Raw genomic sequence first — 15,428 nt, 5'->3', positions numbered from 1 at the left:
TCCCTCGACACGAGGGCCCGACCCGCTGATCGCGACGACGCGAGAGGAGCGCCATCGCATGGCACCCGAGAAGACGGCAGCACCCGGCACGCCCCGCCGCGCACTGGTCCTGGGCGGCAACCGGATCCCCTTCGCGCGGGCGGGCGGTCGCTACGCCCACGCGTCGAACCAGGACATGCTCACGGCGGCGCTCGAAGGGCTGGTCGCGCGGTACGGCCTGCAGGGCGAGCGGATCGGCGAGGTCGCAGCCGGGGCGGTGCTCAAGCACAGCCGCGACTTCAACCTCACGCGGGAGGCCGTCCTCGGCTCGTCGCTCGCGGCCACCACGCCGGCGTACGACGTGCAGCAGGCGTGCGCGACCGGCCTCGAGACGCTCGTCTCGCTGTCGAACAAGATCCGCCTCGGCCAGCTCGAGTCGGCGGTCTCGGGCGGTGTCGACTCGACGTCCGACGCACCGATCGTCGTGACCGACCGCCTGCGCCGCGCGCTGCTCGACCTGTCGCGCGCCACGACCCCCGGCCAGAAGCTCGCCGCGCTCGCGCGGATCCGGCCCAAGGACCTCGCGCCCGTCGCGCCGTCCACCGGCGAGCCCCGCACGCACCTGTCGATGGGCGAGCACCAGGCGCTGACCACCGCGCAGTGGCAGGTCACGCGGGAGGCGCAGGACGAGGTCGCGCTCGCCTCGCACCAGCGCCTCGCGGCCGCGTGGGACAGCGGGTTCTTCGACGACCTCGTCACGCCGTACCGCGGTCAGACGATCGACGGGAACCTGCGCCCGGACACCTCGCTCGAGAAGCTCGCCGCGCTCCGGCCGACGTTCGGCACCGGGCTCGACGCGCCCGCGACCATGACGGCGGGCAACTCGACCCCCCTCACCGACGGCGCGTCCACCGTCCTGCTCGGGTCCGACGCGTGGGCGGCCGAGCACGGCCTCACGCCCCTGGCCGTCGTGGTCGACGCCGAGGCCGGCGCGGTCGACTTCGTGCACGGCGAGGACGGCCTGCTCATGGCCCCGGCCTTCGCGGTGCCGCGGCTGCTCGCGCGCCAGGGGCTCGCGCTCGCGGACCTGGACCTCGTCGAGATCCACGAGGCGTTCGCGTCGACGGTCCTGACGACCCTCGCGGCCTGGGAGTCGCCCGAGTTCGGCCGCGAGCGCCTGGGGCTCGACGGTGCGTTCGGCAGCGTGGACCGCGACCGGCTCAACGTGCACGGGTCGTCGCTCGCGGCGGGCCACCCGTTCGCGGCCACGGGCGGTCGCATCGTCGCGACGGTCGCGAAGGAGCTCCACCTGCGCAAGCAGCGCGACGGCGGCACGCCGCGCGCGCTGGTGTCCGTCTGTGCGGCCGGCGGTCTCGGCCTCACCGCGATCCTCGAGGCGGCGTGACCATGGCGAACCCGATCACCGCGACCCTGTCCGCCAAGCTCTCCGGGCTGCTCGGGTTCTCCCCCGCGGTGCCGCTGCGGCGCTGGGCGCCGGACCAGCCGCTCGTCGACGGGACGGTGCTCGTGCTGGGCACCGGCGCGGACGCCGACGCCGTCGCCGCCCTGCTGTCGGGCGCGGCCTCGTCGGAGACGGGAGAGGGTCCCGGCTGGGGTCTCGAGGTGCACCGCCACCCCGCGCCGGACCGGCGGTACGCCGCGGTGGTGGCCGTGCTCACCGGGCTCGAGCACCCCGACGAGCTGCACGCGCCGCTGCTCGCGGCCGCGAGCACCCTCAAGGGCCTCGGCCGCGGTGGCCGCGTCGTGACGCTCTCGCGCGCAGCCACGTCCGACGACGCGCCCGCCGTGGCCGCCGCGCGGCAGGGCGTCGACGCCGTGGTGCGCACCATCGCCAAGGAGTCCCGCGGCGGCACGACCGCCAACGGCCTGGTGCTCGCCGAGGGCGTGCCGGTGACGGCACCGTCGGTCGTCGGCGGGCTCCGGTTCCTGCTCTCGACCCGCTCGGCGTTCGTGCACGGCCAGCTCCTCGCGGTCGACACCGCGGCGGGCGCCCTGCCCGCCGACTGGGAGAAGCCGCTCACCGGCCGCGTGGCGGTCGTGACGGGCGCGGCGCGCGGGATCGGCGCATCGATCGCGCGCACGCTGGCCCGCGACGGCGCGACGGTGGTCGCGGTCGACGTGCCGACCGCGGGCGAGCAGCTCACGGGTGTCGCCAACGCGGTCCGCGGCACGGCGCTGCAGCTCGACATCACCGCGCCGGACGCGGGTGCGCGCATCCTCGAGCACGCGCTCGCGCGGCACGGCCGGCTCGACGTCGTCGTGCACAACGCCGGCATCACGCGGGACAAGCTGTTCGCCAACATGACCGAGGCGCAGTGGGACGCGGTGATCGCGGTGAACATCGCCGCGCAGCTGCGGATCAACGAGGCGCTCCTGACGTCGGGCGACTTCACCGACGCCCCGCGCATCGTCTCGATCTCCTCGACCACGGGCCTGGCCGGCAACCGGGGCCAGGCCAACTACGCGGCGACCAAGGGCGGCGTGATCGGCATGGTCCGCGCGACCGCGCCGCTGCTCGAGGCGTTCGGCGGCACCGCCAACGCGGTCGCGCCGGGCTTCATCGAGACCGAGATGACCGCGAAGATGCCGGCCGTGACGCGCCAGGTCGCGCGCCAGCTCAACTCGCTGCAGCAGGGCGGTCTGCCGGTCGACGTGGCCGAGGCGGTCGCGTTCCTGTCCTCGCCGCAGGCGGGCGGGATCCTCGGGCGCACGCTGCGGGTGTGCGGGCAGAACGTGGTGGGCGCGTGACGCTCGTCGACCTGCCGGCCGTCCCCGGTCTGGGCGGGCTCTACGCGCGCGGCGCGGCCGCGTCCGGGCGCCTGGCACTGGCTCGTCGGACCGGCGGCGGACCCACCGCGCTGCCCGACGTCGCCTACCGCGTGCGGGGCGTGCGCGGGGACCTGGAGCACCTCGCCGCGTTCCAGCGCCTCGTCGGGGAGCCCGTGGCCGACACCCTGCCCCCCGGGTTCGTGCACGTCCTGGCGTTCCCCGTCGCGACGGCCCTCATGGCGCGCTCCGACTTCCCGCTCCCGCTGCTCGGGATGGTGCACCTCGCGAACGTCGTCGAGCAGCACCGGCCGGTCCGGTACGACGAGACGCTCGACGTGGTCGCGACGGCAGGCGGCCTGCGGCCCCACCGGACCGGCACCCAGGTGGACCTGGTCGTGGACGTCACGGTCGACGACGAGATCGTCTGGCGCGGCACCTCGACGTACCTCGCCAAGGGCGTGCGGCTGGGCGGCGAGGCGCCCGACGACGACGAGCGCGTCCCGTTCGACCCCCCGCTGCCCACCGGGCAGTGGCGGCTCGGCAAGGACACCGGCCGGCGCTACGCCGCGGTCTCGGGCGACCGCAACCCGATCCACCTGTCCGCGCTCTCGGCCAAGGCGCTCGGCTTCCCCCGGGCCATCGCGCACGGGATGCACACCGCGTCCCGCCTGCTCGCGGACGTCGGCCCCGCCCGGGGCGACGCCTTCGTCTGCTCGGTCGACTTCGTCAAGCCCGTCCTGCTCCCCGCGACGGTCGCGACGAGCGTCCGCCGCGCCCCGACCGGCGGCGCGACGTTCGAGCTCGCCGCCTGGCACCCCCGCACGGGCAAGCCCCACGCCCTGGGCACGGTCCGCCCCCTCTCCTGACGCACCGGGCCCACGCGATCGGCCGGCGTCAGGAGCGGGGTCAGCGAGCGGGGTCAGCGAGCAGGGTCAGCGAGCAGGGTCAGCGAGCAGGGTGCGTCGCGGGCGGGACCCAGCCGGCGAGGACGGCGATCTGCCGGGCGACCGCGGAGGGGTCGGCCGTCGTCGTGTCGAGGCGGTGGACCGAGGGCGGGCAGCCGCGCTCGAGCTCGACGGCGGCGCGGTCGCTGCGCTCGACGTGGCGGGCGAGCTCGTCGCCGGTCTCGCGCTGGGCGAGGCGGTGGTGCGCGGCCTCGTCGTCGGCCGTCAGGAGGACCGCCGTCACGCGTGGCTCGTCGCCCATGGCCGCGGCGAGGTCGTCGGCGTACCGGGGACTGACGGTGTTCGTGTAGACCAGCCGTCGGTAGCCGAGCTCGCGGTAGCCCGCCCACACGGCGCGCAGGTTGCGCTCGGTGAGCCGGTGCTCGTGCGGCGCGGGGTGCGCGAGGTCCAGGTAGTCCCCCTCGATCACGGCGTGCCGGACGTCGGCCTCCGTGAGCAGGGCGTGCAGCGCGTGCAGCGTGCTGGTCTTGCCGACCCCCGACCGGCCGCCGATGAGCACGAGGTGCGACCGGTCGGTCGCGGCGTTCACTGATCGCGTGGTTGAACGACTCGCCGTGCCCGACGCGGCGTGGCGTTCAACCACGGGTTCGCTGAAGGTCGCCGGGGCGGCGGACGGCTGCGCGGCGGCGACCTCCGGGGCGAGGCGCGCGAGCAGGCGGGCCCGGGCCTGCGGCCACTCGTCGGCCAGGATCGAGAAGTACGCCGAGTCACCGCGCGAGCCGTCGGCGGCCACGCGGTGCCCGCGCAGCGCCCCCTCGTCGACCGCGCCCAGGCGCCGGATCGCGGCGACCGACCGCGCGTTGCGCGCGTCGGCACGGAACGCGACGCGGTGCACGCCCCACGCCTCGAACGCCTGGGTCATCAGCAGCAGCTTGCACGCGGGGTTCACGTGCGTGCCCCACACCGCCGGCGCGTAGAACGTGTGGCCGATCTCGAGCCGGCCCATCGCGCGGTCGACGTCGTAGAACGACGTCGAGCCGACGACGTCGCCCGCCCCGTCCAGCACCGCGAAGGCGTAGCGGGCGGGGGTCGCGAGGGCGGTCTCGACGACGCGCGTCAGGTCCGCCGTGCCGCGCGGCGTCGCGCTGGTCATGCCCCGCCAGACGCGCTCGTCGACGAACGACGCGAGCGCCGCCGCGTGCCGCACGGCGAGCGGGACGAGGGTGACGCCGTGACCGGTCAGGGTGATGTCGTGCTGCACGGGCGTGATGCTGCCATGCGGTCACCGTCCGTGGCCCACGCTTTGCCAGGAGTGCGCGACGAGCGCGCGGGGTGCCAGGGTGGTGCGGTGCGACTCGAGAGCGGTGGCGACTACGACGGGCTCACGCTGAGTGACGAGCGGTTCGACGAGCAGGACGGGAGCGAGGCGCGGTTCCTCGACTGCACGTTCACCGCGTGCGTCCTGGACGGCGCGGACCTGTCCCACGCGCGGTTCGTGGACTCGACCTGGGACGCCGTGCGCGCCGCGGCCCTGACCATGCCGAGCGCCACGTGGCAGGACGGCACGTGGACCGGTTGCCGGCTGGGCGCGGTCCAGGCCTACGGCTCACGCCTCACGCGGCTGCACGTCGTCGGCGGCAAGGTCGACTACCTCAACCTGCGCGACGCGACGCTCGAGGAGGTCCGGTTCACGGGCGTCGTGGTCGACGAGCTCGACCTGGCGCGCGTGCGGGCGCGGCGGCTCGTCTTCGAGGACTGCCGGGTGCGGCGCCTCGACGTCACGGGCGCGACGCTCGCGGACGCGGACGTGCGCGGCGTCGGCGACCTGCAGCACCTCGACGGGGTCACCGGCCTGGCCGGAGCGACGATCAGCGGCGAGCAGCTCGTCGAGCTCGCCCCCGCGCTCGCCGCCCACCTGGGGCTGCGGGTGGTGTGAGCCTCAGGCCAGGACCATGGCGAGCGCGGTGCGCGCGAGGCCCGGGTCCTCGAGCGCCTCGAGCCGGACGAGCTCGAGCTGCTGCAGCCCCAGGACGGTCGCGAGCGCGACGAGCGAGCGACGCCGCGCCTCCTCCGGCGCGTGCCCGAGCTCGACGAGCAGGCCGGCCAGGTAGTCGACGCGGCGCTGGGAGACCCGCCGCACCGCGTCCCCGACTCCCTCCGCCGCCGCCTCGACGTAGAGCAGGGCGGCGGCGTCACGCCGCATGCGGGCGACCGCGGCGAACAGCGCCTCGATCCGCTCGCGCGGCGTGCCGCCCGTCTCCGCGAGCTCGATCACCGCGTCGGTCTGCGCGGCCTCCCACCGCTCCACGACCGCGCGCACGAGCTCCGGCCGGTCCGCGAAGTGCCAGTAGAACGACCCCTTGGTCGCTCCCACCGCGCGTGCCAGCGGCTCGACCCGCACCGCGTGCAGCCCGTCCCGCAGGAACACCGCGTACGCGGCGTCGACCCACGCCTGCTTCGTCGTCGAGGGCTTGACCACCGTCCGTACGCTACCGTACGGTCCGTTCCGTACGGCACCGTACGGCGAGTGGGAGTCCACGGGAGGACCCATGTCCGGCACCACGGCGACCTGGTCGGTCGCGCTGAGCGAGTTCACGCCCGACTACGCCGAGTCGACGTTCACCGCGCTGCCCGCGGGCGCGACCACGGACCCCGAGGCGTGGGCCCGGACCGTCTTCGGGCTGGCCTCGATGCCGGTCTGGGTCCGCGCGGCGCTCGGTCTGCGCCAGCTGCTGGTCCCGCTGCTCGGCATCCCCCGGGCGCCGCGGGACACCTTCGCGGTCGACGCGGTGGTGGGCAACGAGGCGCTCATCCGTGCGGACGACGCGCACCTCGACTTCCGGTGCGGCATCGCGGTCGACGAGGCCGCGGGCCTGGTCCGCGTCACGACGAGCGTGCGCCTGCACAACCGCCGCGGACGCCTCTACTTCGCGCCCGTGCGGCTGGTGCACCCCACGGTCGTCGACTCGATGCTCCGCCGGGCGGCCCGCCGGCTCGCGCCGGCGCACTGAGCGCGGCCGTCAGTCGAGGGCCGGGCCGCAGGCGGCCGCGGCGGTCCCCGCCAGGTGGTCCAGCCCGTGCACCGGCAGCAGCGGACGCGTGTCGTCGACCACGGCCCAGCAGCCGTCGACGACCTCGTACGACGAGCGCGCGCCCTGCTCGACGTACTGGCGCAGCGCGTCGACCAGGCGGTCGACCGCCTCGCTCGTCGTGCCGACCCCGACCGACGCGCGGATCGCGCCCTCGGACGCCCCGAGGCGTGCGAGCAGCGGGTGCGCGCAGAACCGGCCGTCGCGCACGCCGATGCCGTGCTCGGCCGCGAGGTAGGCGGCCACGAGGCCCGGGTTCTCGCCCGCGACCGTGAACGTCAGGACGCCCACCGGCTCGTCGGAGTCCGGCCAGATCCGCGCGACCTGGACGCCCGGGAGCTGCTCGAGCCCCGCGACCAGCCGCGCGCGCAGCGCGGTCTCGTGCGCCTCGAGCGCACCGGCGGGCAGCGCGGCGAGCGTGTCGCACGCCTCCGCCAGCGCGATCGCGCCGACGACGTTGGGCGAGCCGGCCTCGTGCCGGGCGGGGGCGGGCTGCCAGACCGTGCGATCGGTCCGCACGTCGCGCACCGCACCTCCCCCTGCGAGGTACGGCGTCCCGGTGTCGAGCCAGTCGCGCCGGCCGACGAGCGCGCCCGCGCCGAACGGTGCGTACGTCTTGTGGCCGGAGAAGGCGATGTAGTCGACGCCGCTGCGCGCGAGCGAGAAGCCGCGGTGCGGGACCAGCTGCGCGCCGTCCACGGCGACGCGCGCCCCGGCAGCGTGGGCGATCTCGACCACGCGGTCGAGCGGCAGCGACTCACCCGTGACGTTGGACGCGCCCGAGACGGTGACCAGCGCGTACGGCGTGCGGGCCAGCTCGGCGGCCAGCACCTCGAGCGTCGCCGCGACCGTGGCCGCGACGGGCAGGATCGTCGTGCGGTGCCCGCGCGGGTCGCTCGACTGGAGCCACGGGAGCAGGTTGGCGTGGTGCTCGAGGTCGAGCACCAGCACGCGCTCGCCGGCCGGCACGACGCCCGCGAGCAGGTTGAGCGAGTCCGTGGTGTTGCGCGTGACGATCGCGACGTCGTCCTCCCGCGCGTCGACGAACCGCGCGATGGTCTGCCGCGCGGCCTCGTACAGCGCGGTCGACACCTGGGACAGGTAGCCCGCGCCCCGGTGCACCGACGCGTACAGCGGCAGCACCTCGGTCACGCGGTCCGCGACGGTCCGCAGCGCGGGCGCGCTGGCCGCGTAGTCGAGGTTCGCGTAGACGACCTGCGAGCCGTCCACCAGCGGCACCGTGGTGTCGCCGCCGACGACCGGGAGCAGTGCTGCCACCTCGTCGGACGTCGTCCCGGACGCGCCGGTCCGGACGTCGGGACACGACTGGCGCTCAGCGATCGCGGTCATGGGGCACCTCCGTGGGTCCGGGGACCCCGGCTCCGCCTGGCCCCGCGCTTGCCCGCACCGAACGGTGCAGGCCTGGTCGTCACCCGGGGCACCCCACCGCGGAGGAGGGTTGCCGGCCAGCGAGCCGGGGCTTCGCGCTGGCACTCATGACCTTGGTCGCAAGGGTGACGACACCCGCGCCGGGCTGTCAACGCCGACCGGCCGCCGTCTCGCAGAGCGGGACATCATGTTCACCAGGTGGATGCCGCGCGATCGCGGGCGTTACCCTCGTCGGACCATCCAGAGCGGCCGAGAGATCTGGCTCGACGACGCCGCAGCAACCCGCAGGCCCCGGCCTGGCCGAGGGTGCTACCGCCAGGACCGATGGAGGAGCAGATGTCCTACGCAGGTGACCTCACCCCCCAGCAGGCCTGGGACCTACTGCAGTCCGACGAGCGCGCGCTGCTCGTCGACGTGCGCACGGAGGGCGAGTGGCAGCAGATCGGCGTGCCCGACGCCGACGAGCTCGGCGGGCGCGCGGCGTTCATCGAGTGGGTCACGCCCCTGGGCCCCAACCCGGGCTTCCTCGACGAGCTCGGCGCGACCGGCCTGACGACCGGTGACGGGCGGCCCGTGGTGTTCCTCTGCCGCTCGGGCGTGCGCTCGATCGCGGCGGCGCAGGCCGCCACCGCGGCCGGGTACGGCCCGGCCTACAACGTGCTGCAGGGCTTCGAGGGCGACGTCGGCCCCGACGGGCAGCGCGGCCGCTCCGGCTGGCGCGCCGACGGCCTGCCCTGGCGGCAGGCGTGACCGCGGGGGCCCCGGGCCCCGGCTCGTGGGACGCCGGCCGCGCGGCGGTCGACTCGCTGCGGCCCGACACGCTCGCGGTCCGCGGCGGGCACGTCCGCTCGCAGTTCGGCGAGTTCTCCGAGGGCCTGTTCCTCACCCAGGGGTTCACCTACGACACCGCGGGCCAGGCCGAGGCGGCGTTCGCGGGTGACGTCGACCGGTTCCTGTACTCGCGCTACAACAACCCGACCGTCTCGACGTTCGAGGAGCGCCTGCGGCTGATCGACGGCGCGCAGGCGTGCTCCGCGACCGCGACCGGGATGTCGGCCGTCTTCACGGCGCTCGCCGCGCTGGTCGGCCAGGGCTCGCGGATCGTCGCCGCGCGGGCGCTGTTCGGGTCCAGCGTCGTCATCTTCGACGAGATCCTCGCGAAGTGGGGGGTGCGCACCGACTACGTGGACGGCCACGTCCTCGCGCAGTGGGAGCAGGCGCTCGCGACGCCCGCCGACGTCGTCTTCTTCGAGACGCCGTCCAACCCGATGCAGGACCTGGTCGACATCGAGGCGGTGAGCCGGCTCGCGCACGCGGCCGGTGCGGTCGTCGTCGTCGACAACGTCTTCGCGACCCCCGTGCTGTCCCGGCCGCTCGACCTGGGCGCGGACGTGCTCGTGTACTCCGCCACCAAGCACATCGACGGCCAGGGCCGCGTGCTGGGCGGGGCGATCCTGGGCTCGTCGGACTTCCTCGAGGGGCCGGTGCGGACGCTGATCCGCAACACCGGACCGTCGCTCTCGCCGTTCAACGCGTGGGTGCTGCTCAAGGGCCTCGAGACGATGTCGCTGCGCGTCCGGCACCAGGCCGCGTCGGCGCTCACGCTCGCGCGCTGGCTCGAGGAGCACCCGGCGGTCGCCTCCGTGCGCTACCCGTACCTGCCCTCGCATCCCCAGCACGAGCTCGCGCTGCGGCAGCAGTCGGGCGGCGGGACCGTGGTGACGTTCGACCTGCGGGTGCCCGAGGGCGCCCCGCCCGAGGTCGCGAAGAAGTCCACGTTCGCGTTCCTCGACGCGCTGCGCCTGGTCGACATCTCGAACAACCTGGGCGACGCGAAGTCGATCGTCACCCACCCGGCGACCACCACGCACCGCAAGCTCGGCCCCGAGGGCCGCGCCAGGGTCGGCATCGGCGAGGCCACGGTCCGGTTCTCGGTCGGCCTCGAGGACACCGAGGACCTCACCCAGGACCTGGACCAGGCCCTCACGGCCCTCCGCGTCTGACCGGCCCCACCGCCCCGACCCAGCGATCCCTCCGGTTCCGCACCGTCGGCGCCGGAGGGATGACGGGTCAGCGAGGTCGGAGGGCTGCGGCGACCTCGGCGGAGCGGGAGGCGGGCGTCAGGGCCAGCTCCACCCTGTCCACGCCCGTGCGGCGGGCCAGCGCGCGCGCCGCGTCCGCGAGCGCCTCGACGGGGGCGACGAGCCAGGTCTGCTCGGTCGAGCGCGGGGTGTGGCTGAACGCCGCGGTGTAGGCCAGGTCGGACCGACGGCGCGCGGCGTCCGCCTCGTCGCGGGCGACGACGGTCTCGACCTCCAGCACGAGGCGGACCTCGGAGCGCCCGCGCCCGGCGCGCGCGATCTCGTCGTCGAGGAGCCCGACGAGCGCGCGCACCGCGGCAGGCGTGGGAAGCGCCGGCGAGAAGCGCAGCCGGAGCACGTCCGCGCGGGCGACGACGTCGGCGATCGTCGTGCTGTCGAGCGCGGTGTCGTCGAGCGCCACGTCGTGCGGGCCGGCGGCAGGTCCGGCGATCGCGACGGAGGCGGGGGCCAGGACAGCGGGGAAGGCGGGCTGAGCCACGGGAGGGTCCTCAGGGTGGTGCGGGGTGCGCAGCGAGGGCCGTCAGGGCCGCGGGCGCGCGGGGTCGTCGGCTAGCGACAACACACCCGGCACGAGGACATGCGGCGAGGCTAGCCGCCGCACCGCGCCGTTGGCCACCCCCCGTGGCGCAGATCACCCACCCACCGTCGCGGCGCCAGACCCTCAGAGCCGGACGGTCTCGTTCTCCCCGCCGTCGTACCGCTCGCCCGTGACCTTCGCCTTGACCAGGCTGACCACGGTCGCGATGCGCCCGCCCGGCGAGTCCCAGTACTCCGCGGTCTCGCCGTGCACCACCACGAGCACCAGTCCGGGCGTCTCGGGGCCGTCGGGGTACCAGGCCTCGGCGGTCGCGCCCCACAGCTCGCGCTGCTTGGCGACGTCACGCACCACCTCGGCCGGGCCGGACACGGACAGCCACGACGAGCTCGTCGTGAAGGACGCGTTCGCGGGCGACCCGTGCTCGATCTCGGCGACCTTGTGCGAGTCGGCGTCGGCGAAGAACCAGAGGTCGCCGTCGAAGTCGACGTCCTGGACGCCCATGGGCCGGGACACCAGCGCGCCCTGCGCACCGACGGTCGTGAGCATCGCGATCCTCGCGTCCTTGACGATCTCGGCGACCTTGGCGACCTGCTCGTCGTGCACGGCGTTCGACATCGGGGAGCTCCTTGGCTGCGGACGTCCTCACGGCGCCGGCGTCGGCGCCTCGGACGGCCACGGTAGGTCGACCGTCGGGCCCCCGCATCCGCTCGGCCCGGTCGGGCGCGTCACCCCAGCAGCCACCGCAGCGTGCGCGCGTTGCGCACCGCGTTCCCGCCGCCGTCGTTGTTGAGGTAGACGAGCACGTCGCGACCCTGCGCGTCCCACTCGCGGCAGCGGTCGGCCCACCACGCCAGGTCGGCGTCCGCGTAGGACCCGCCGTAGAGGTGGTCGTGGTCGGGCCCGTGCAACCGGACGTAGACGAACGGCGCGGTGGCCCGCAGGACGCACGGCAGGCGCGCGCCGCTCATCACCACGTATGCCGCGCCGTGCCGCTCGAGCAGCCCGTAGACCTCGTCGTGCTGCCACGACGGGTGCCGCAGCTCGACCGCGACGCGCATCCACACCGGCAATGAGCCGAGGAACCAGTCGAGCCGGGCGTCGTCACGCTCCTGGTCGGGGCGCAGCTGCACCAGCAGCGCCTCGCGGCGCGGCCCGAGCTCGTGCCAGGCGCCGGTCAGCCGCGGCAGCCACGGCTCGGGTGCGTACAGCCGCTTCGCGTGCGTGAGCCCCCGCGGCGCCTTGACCGCCATGCCGAAGCCCTCGGGCAGGCGTCGCCGCCAGCTCGCGAAGGACGAGTCCCGCGGCCACCGGTAGAAGCTTGCGTTGAGCTCCACCGTGTCGAACTCGGCCACGTACCGTGCGAGCCGGTCGCGCGGCGGCGTGCCCGGCGGGTAGAGCACGTGCTCCCAGTGGTCGTAGGACCACCCGGAGGTGCCGACCCGGATCACGCCTCGGCGGGCACGCAGATGTTGAGGCAGCCCGGGCGCACGCGCACGTCGAGGGTGCGGCCGTCGTCGATCAGGTCGCCGTCGACCTGGCGCGGCTGCGGGCGGTCGCTGCGCACCCGCACCCGCTCGGCGCGGAACAGCTCGCGCCGCGGCACCCGCTCGCGCCGCAGCGCGACACCCACCACCAGCTGCAGCCAGTGCCCGATGTTCCGCGGCGCGACCACCGCGACGTCGAGCGAGCCGTTCGCCGCCTGGGCGTCCGGCATCAGGACGAGCCCGCCCTGCAGCCTGCCGACGTTCCCGACGAGCACGGTGCGCGCGTGCCGGGTGATCGGCTCGTCGTCGTCGAGCCGGATCTGGACGTGCATCTCCCGCTCGGCGAGGTGCTTGAACGCCCCGACGACGTAGGCGAGCCAGCCCGCGCGCGCCTTGAGCGCGGTCGGCGCCGCGGACATGACCTGGGCGTCGAAGCCCATCCCGGCCATGATCGCGAAGGCCTGCCCCTCGATCTCGCCGACGTCGATCGTGCGCCGGCTGCCCGTGAGGACCACCTCGAGCGCGTCGTCCAGGTCCGTCGGGATGCCGAGGTTCGCGGCGAGCAGGTTGCCCGTGCCGCCCGGCAGGATCGCGAGCGCCGCGTCGGTCCCGACGAGCCCTTCGATCGCCGAGCGCACCGTCCCGTCACCGCCGCACACGATCACGACCTCCGCGCCGTCGGCGACCGCCTGCTCCGCCTGACCCTTGCCGGGGTCCTCGGCCGAGGTCTCGAACCACGCGGGCGCGGGCCAGCCCGCGGCGGCGACCCGCTCCTCGATCCGTGTCCGCAGCACGTCCGCGTCCTCGACCCGGTTGGTGTTGACGACGAGCGCGGACCGCGGGCCGCCGGCCGTCGGGTCGACGGCCGGGGCGCTCTGCGTGGAGGTGTTCACGCCGTGAGTATCGCGGTCGCCGGTCCGGGACGCGCGGTGAGAGCGATGCGAGCCCGCGCCTCAGGCCAGGGGCTTGGCGAACCAGAACGTCCAGAAGTCGCCGGCGGGGTCGGTGAACGGACGGACCGGGCGGTAGCCGGCCGAGAGGTACAGCGTGATCGCCTCGGGCTGCCGGGTGCCCGTGCACAGCACCACGCTCGCGAGGCCGCGGCTGCGCGCGTCGTCCTCCGCGGCGGCCAGCAGGGCCCGCGCGGCCCCGGCGCCACGCGCCGCGTCGTCGACGAAGAGCTTCTTGAGCTCGACCGAGCCCGCCGGGTACCCGTCGCGCGCGGCCCGCAGCGTCACGCACCCCACGGCCCGGCCGTCGATCCGCGCGACCCACGTGGCGAGCACGCCCACGCCCTGCCGCTCGTCGTCCGACGCGAAGCCGCCGTCGGGCTCGCCCGCGAGGTCCGCGTAGAGCGCCGGGTAGTGCCCGGAGTTGAAGGCGAACATCGCCCGGCGCAGCGCGGTCCCGTCGGGGTCGCCCCACGGCACGGCCTGGACCGTCACCGGCCGGCGGGGGGGACGCGACGAGCCGCCCCGCGCCGCGGGCCGGTCGGCCGCCTCGTCGGACAGGTCCTTGGCGAAGCAGCGCGACGACGGCTCGTCGACGTACTCGGCGTAGTTGTCGATCGGGCGGTGGCCGAGCGCCAGGTAGAGCCCGATCGCCTCGGGCTGCAGCACGCCGGTCTCGAGGACGAGCCGGCGGACGCCGCGCTCGCGCGCGACCCGCTCGAGCTCGACCACCGCGCGACGCGAGTGCCCGCGACCGCGCGCGGCGGGGACCGTGTAGAGCCGCTTGATCTCGCCGACGCCCGGGCCCAGGTCCTCCGACGCGTCGCGCAGCGCGACGCACGCCACGGGCTCGTCGTCCTCCCGCACGACGAGCATCGCGACGATCTGCTCGCCGGTCATCTCGTGACCGATGTCGTCGTCGCCGTACCGCTCGCGCAGCTCGGCCTGCTGCGCGGTGCGCAGGCGCGTCGCGTCCTCGTCGTCCCAGCCGACGAGGACGACCGCGGGCGTCTCGCTGCGCGGGCTCACCCGGGCCGTCAGCCGACGAGCGCGGTCAGCACCGACGTGAAGAACCGCAGGCCGTCGGTGCCGCTGCGGGGACCCTGCGCACCGTCGGGACCGAAACCGGCCTCGACCGCGTGCTCGGGGTGCGGCATGAGGCCCACGACGTTGCCCCGCGCGTTGCTGATGCCCGCGATGCCCCGGCGCGACCCGTTCGGGTTGCCGTCGAGGTAGCGGAACACGACCCGGCCCTCGCCCTCGAGCTCGTCGAGCGTCCGCTCGTCGGCGACGTACTGGCCGTCCTGGTTCTTCAGCGGGATCGTGATGCGCTCGCCCTGCGCGTAGTCGCGGGTCCACGCGGTGTCGACGTTCTCCACCGAGAGCACCTGCTCCCGGCAGACGAAGTGCAGGTGGTCGTTCTTGATCATCGAGCCCGGCAGCAGGTGCGCCTCGGTGAGGACCTGGAAGCCGTTGCAGATGCCGAGCACCGGCAGGCCGCCGTGCGCCGCGTCGACGATCTCGGTCATGACGGGCGCGAACCGGCTGATCGCGCCTGCGCGCAGGTAGTCGCCGTAGGAGAAGCCGCCGGGCAGCACCACGGCGTCGACGCCGTGCAGGTCGGCGTCCGCGTGCCACAGCGACACCGGCTCGCCACCCGCCAGGCGCACCGCGCGCGCGGCGTCCCGGTCGTCCAGCGTGCCCGGGAACGTGACGACACCGATCCGGCTCATGCCTGCGTCCCACCCGCGCGGACCTCGTCCGCGTACACGGCGACGACGTCCTCGATCACCGGGTTGGACAGCACCTGCTCGCCGGCCTCACGGGCGGCGGCGAGCACCTCGCCGGTCACCTCGCCCTCGACCTCGAGCTCGAACCGCTTGCCCTGCCGGACCGAGCCGAACTGCCCGAAGCCGAGGCGAGCCAGCGCGGAGGCCACCGCCTTGCCCTGCGGGTCGAGGATCTCCGGCTTCGGCATCACATCGACGACGACTCGTCCCACAGGTCTGCTCCTGGTTGCGCGGGGTGACGGGGTTCGGCCGGAGTCTACCGACCGCGCCGCGAGGCCCGGACGCGGGCCCGCCACGCGGACGCGTGCGCGTCGACCAGCGCCGCGCCTTCCAGCTCGCCGGGTTCGACGACCTCGACGTGTCACGGTTCATCCCCGGGCATCACGTCGGTCGACGCCCACCACGACGTGGC

Annotated in this window: 17 protein-coding genes and 2 riboswitches; of the genes, 7 read left to right on the top strand and 10 right to left on the bottom strand. The window is 75.1% G+C overall.

Annotation, left to right across the window (positions count from 1 at the left end; genetic code table 11):
- The first annotated feature begins 58 nt into the window (after nt 1-58).
- From KIN34_RS07010 to KIN34_RS07000, 3 genes are read left to right on the top strand one after another with little or no spacing between them, the layout of a single operon-like run.
- Nucleotides 59-1,384: an acetyl-CoA C-acetyltransferase gene (locus KIN34_RS07010; RefSeq protein ID WP_214348523.1), complete on the top strand. Its 1,326-nt coding sequence runs from the start codon at nt 59-61 to the stop codon at nt 1,382-1,384.
- Nucleotides 1,385-1,386: 2 nt separating this feature from the next.
- Complete coding sequence (locus KIN34_RS07005) at nt 1,387-2,748, top strand: 3-oxoacyl-ACP reductase (RefSeq protein ID WP_214351885.1); 1,362 nt, start codon at nt 1,387-1,389, stop codon at nt 2,746-2,748.
- Entirely contained in the window at nt 2,745-3,635 is an 891-nt protein-coding gene (locus KIN34_RS07000; protein WP_214348521.1) for a MaoC family dehydratase, read from the top strand. Before KIN34_RS07005 ends, KIN34_RS07000 begins: the two co-directional genes overlap by 4 nt.
- A gap of 79 nt (nt 3,636-3,714) precedes the next feature.
- On the opposite strand, the gene KIN34_RS17335 is transcribed toward KIN34_RS07000, so the two are convergent.
- A complete protein-coding gene (locus KIN34_RS17335; RefSeq protein ID WP_307858126.1) occupies nt 3,715-4,935 on the bottom strand; it encodes a GNAT family N-acetyltransferase in 1,221 nt (406 codons plus the stop codon).
- A gap of 87 nt (nt 4,936-5,022) precedes the next feature.
- On the opposite strand from KIN34_RS17335, the gene KIN34_RS06985 reads away from it, so the two are divergent.
- Nucleotides 5,023-5,610 carry a pentapeptide repeat-containing protein gene (locus KIN34_RS06985; RefSeq protein WP_214348519.1) on the top strand — a complete coding sequence of 196 codons (588 nt, stop codon included), beginning with the start codon at nt 5,023-5,025 and terminating at the stop codon, nt 5,608-5,610.
- A 3-nt stretch (nt 5,611-5,613) separates the two neighbouring features.
- Here the strand turns inward: KIN34_RS06985 and KIN34_RS06980 are convergent, their stop codons facing one another.
- Nucleotides 5,614-6,153 carry a TetR/AcrR family transcriptional regulator gene (locus KIN34_RS06980; protein ID WP_214348517.1) on the bottom strand — a complete coding sequence of 180 codons (540 nt, stop codon included), beginning with the start codon at nt 6,151-6,153 and terminating at the stop codon, nt 5,614-5,616.
- Between the two features lie 70 nt (nt 6,154-6,223).
- Here KIN34_RS06980 and KIN34_RS06975 point away from each other — a divergent pair, with 70 nt between their 5' ends.
- Nucleotides 6,224-6,685 carry a DUF2867 domain-containing protein gene (locus KIN34_RS06975; protein WP_214348514.1) on the top strand — a complete coding sequence of 154 codons (462 nt, stop codon included), beginning with the start codon at nt 6,224-6,226 and terminating at the stop codon, nt 6,683-6,685.
- Between the two features lie 9 nt (nt 6,686-6,694).
- Here KIN34_RS06975 and KIN34_RS06970 read toward each other — a convergent pair whose 3' ends face one another.
- Nucleotides 6,695-8,113: an aminotransferase class V-fold PLP-dependent enzyme gene (locus KIN34_RS06970; RefSeq protein ID WP_214348511.1), complete on the bottom strand. Its 1,419-nt coding sequence runs from the start codon at nt 8,111-8,113 to the stop codon at nt 6,695-6,697.
- Between the two features lie 39 nt (nt 8,114-8,152).
- A riboswitch (SAM riboswitch) is annotated at nt 8,153-8,265 on the bottom strand.
- Between the two features lie 120 nt (nt 8,266-8,385).
- Nucleotides 8,386-8,483, top strand: a riboswitch (SAM riboswitch).
- A 5-nt stretch (nt 8,484-8,488) separates the two neighbouring features.
- Between KIN34_RS06970 and KIN34_RS06965 the strand changes: the two genes are divergently transcribed.
- Nucleotides 8,489-8,902, top strand: coding sequence for a rhodanese-like domain-containing protein (locus tag KIN34_RS06965; protein WP_214348509.1), 414 nt, complete (start codon nt 8,489-8,491; stop codon nt 8,900-8,902).
- A complete protein-coding gene (locus KIN34_RS06960; RefSeq protein WP_214348506.1) occupies nt 8,899-10,155 on the top strand; it encodes an O-succinylhomoserine sulfhydrylase in 1,257 nt (418 codons plus the stop codon). The genes KIN34_RS06965 and KIN34_RS06960 overlap by 4 nt, the downstream gene beginning before the upstream one ends.
- A 67-nt stretch (nt 10,156-10,222) precedes the next feature.
- On the opposite strand, the gene KIN34_RS06955 is transcribed toward KIN34_RS06960, so the two are convergent.
- From KIN34_RS06955 to purS, 7 genes are all read right to left on the bottom strand, one after another.
- The gene (locus KIN34_RS06955; RefSeq protein WP_214348503.1) at nt 10,223-10,732 is read right to left on the bottom strand and encodes a hypothetical protein; all 510 of its coding nucleotides are present in this window, start codon (nt 10,730-10,732) and stop codon (nt 10,223-10,225) included.
- 183 nt (nt 10,733-10,915) lie between these two features.
- A complete protein-coding gene (locus KIN34_RS06950) occupies nt 10,916-11,407 on the bottom strand; it encodes a pyridoxamine 5'-phosphate oxidase family protein (protein ID WP_214348500.1) in 492 nt (163 codons plus the stop codon).
- A gap of 110 nt (nt 11,408-11,517) precedes the next feature.
- Entirely contained in the window at nt 11,518-12,240 is a 723-nt protein-coding gene (locus KIN34_RS06945; protein ID WP_214348497.1) for a DUF72 domain-containing protein, read from the bottom strand.
- Entirely contained in the window at nt 12,237-13,169 is a 933-nt protein-coding gene (locus tag KIN34_RS06940; protein WP_214348495.1) for a diacylglycerol/lipid kinase family protein, read from the bottom strand. Before KIN34_RS06940 ends, KIN34_RS06945 begins: the two co-directional genes overlap by 4 nt.
- A 60-nt stretch (nt 13,170-13,229) precedes the next feature.
- Nucleotides 13,230-14,255, bottom strand: a complete 1,026-nt coding sequence (locus tag KIN34_RS06935; protein WP_214348492.1) for a GNAT family N-acetyltransferase — start codon at nt 14,253-14,255, stop codon at nt 13,230-13,232.
- Nucleotides 14,256-14,263: 8 nt separating this feature from the next.
- Nucleotides 14,264-14,959, bottom strand: coding sequence for a phosphoribosylformylglycinamidine synthase subunit PurQ (purQ, locus tag KIN34_RS06930; protein WP_214348489.1), 696 nt, complete (start codon nt 14,957-14,959; stop codon nt 14,264-14,266).
- Nucleotides 14,956-15,228, bottom strand: coding sequence for a phosphoribosylformylglycinamidine synthase subunit PurS (purS, locus tag KIN34_RS06925; RefSeq protein ID WP_214348486.1), 273 nt, complete (start codon nt 15,226-15,228; stop codon nt 14,956-14,958). Before purS ends, purQ begins: the two co-directional genes overlap by 4 nt.
- Between the last annotated feature and the right edge of the window lie 200 nt (nt 15,229-15,428).

The organism is Cellulomonas fulva (assembly GCF_018531375.1).
GTDB classification, from domain to species: Bacteria; Actinomycetota; Actinomycetes; order Actinomycetales; family Cellulomonadaceae; genus Cellulomonas; species Cellulomonas fulva.
The sequence above is the reverse complement of the archived record's forward strand: the minus strand, read 5'-3'. Positions and strand labels throughout refer to the sequence as shown.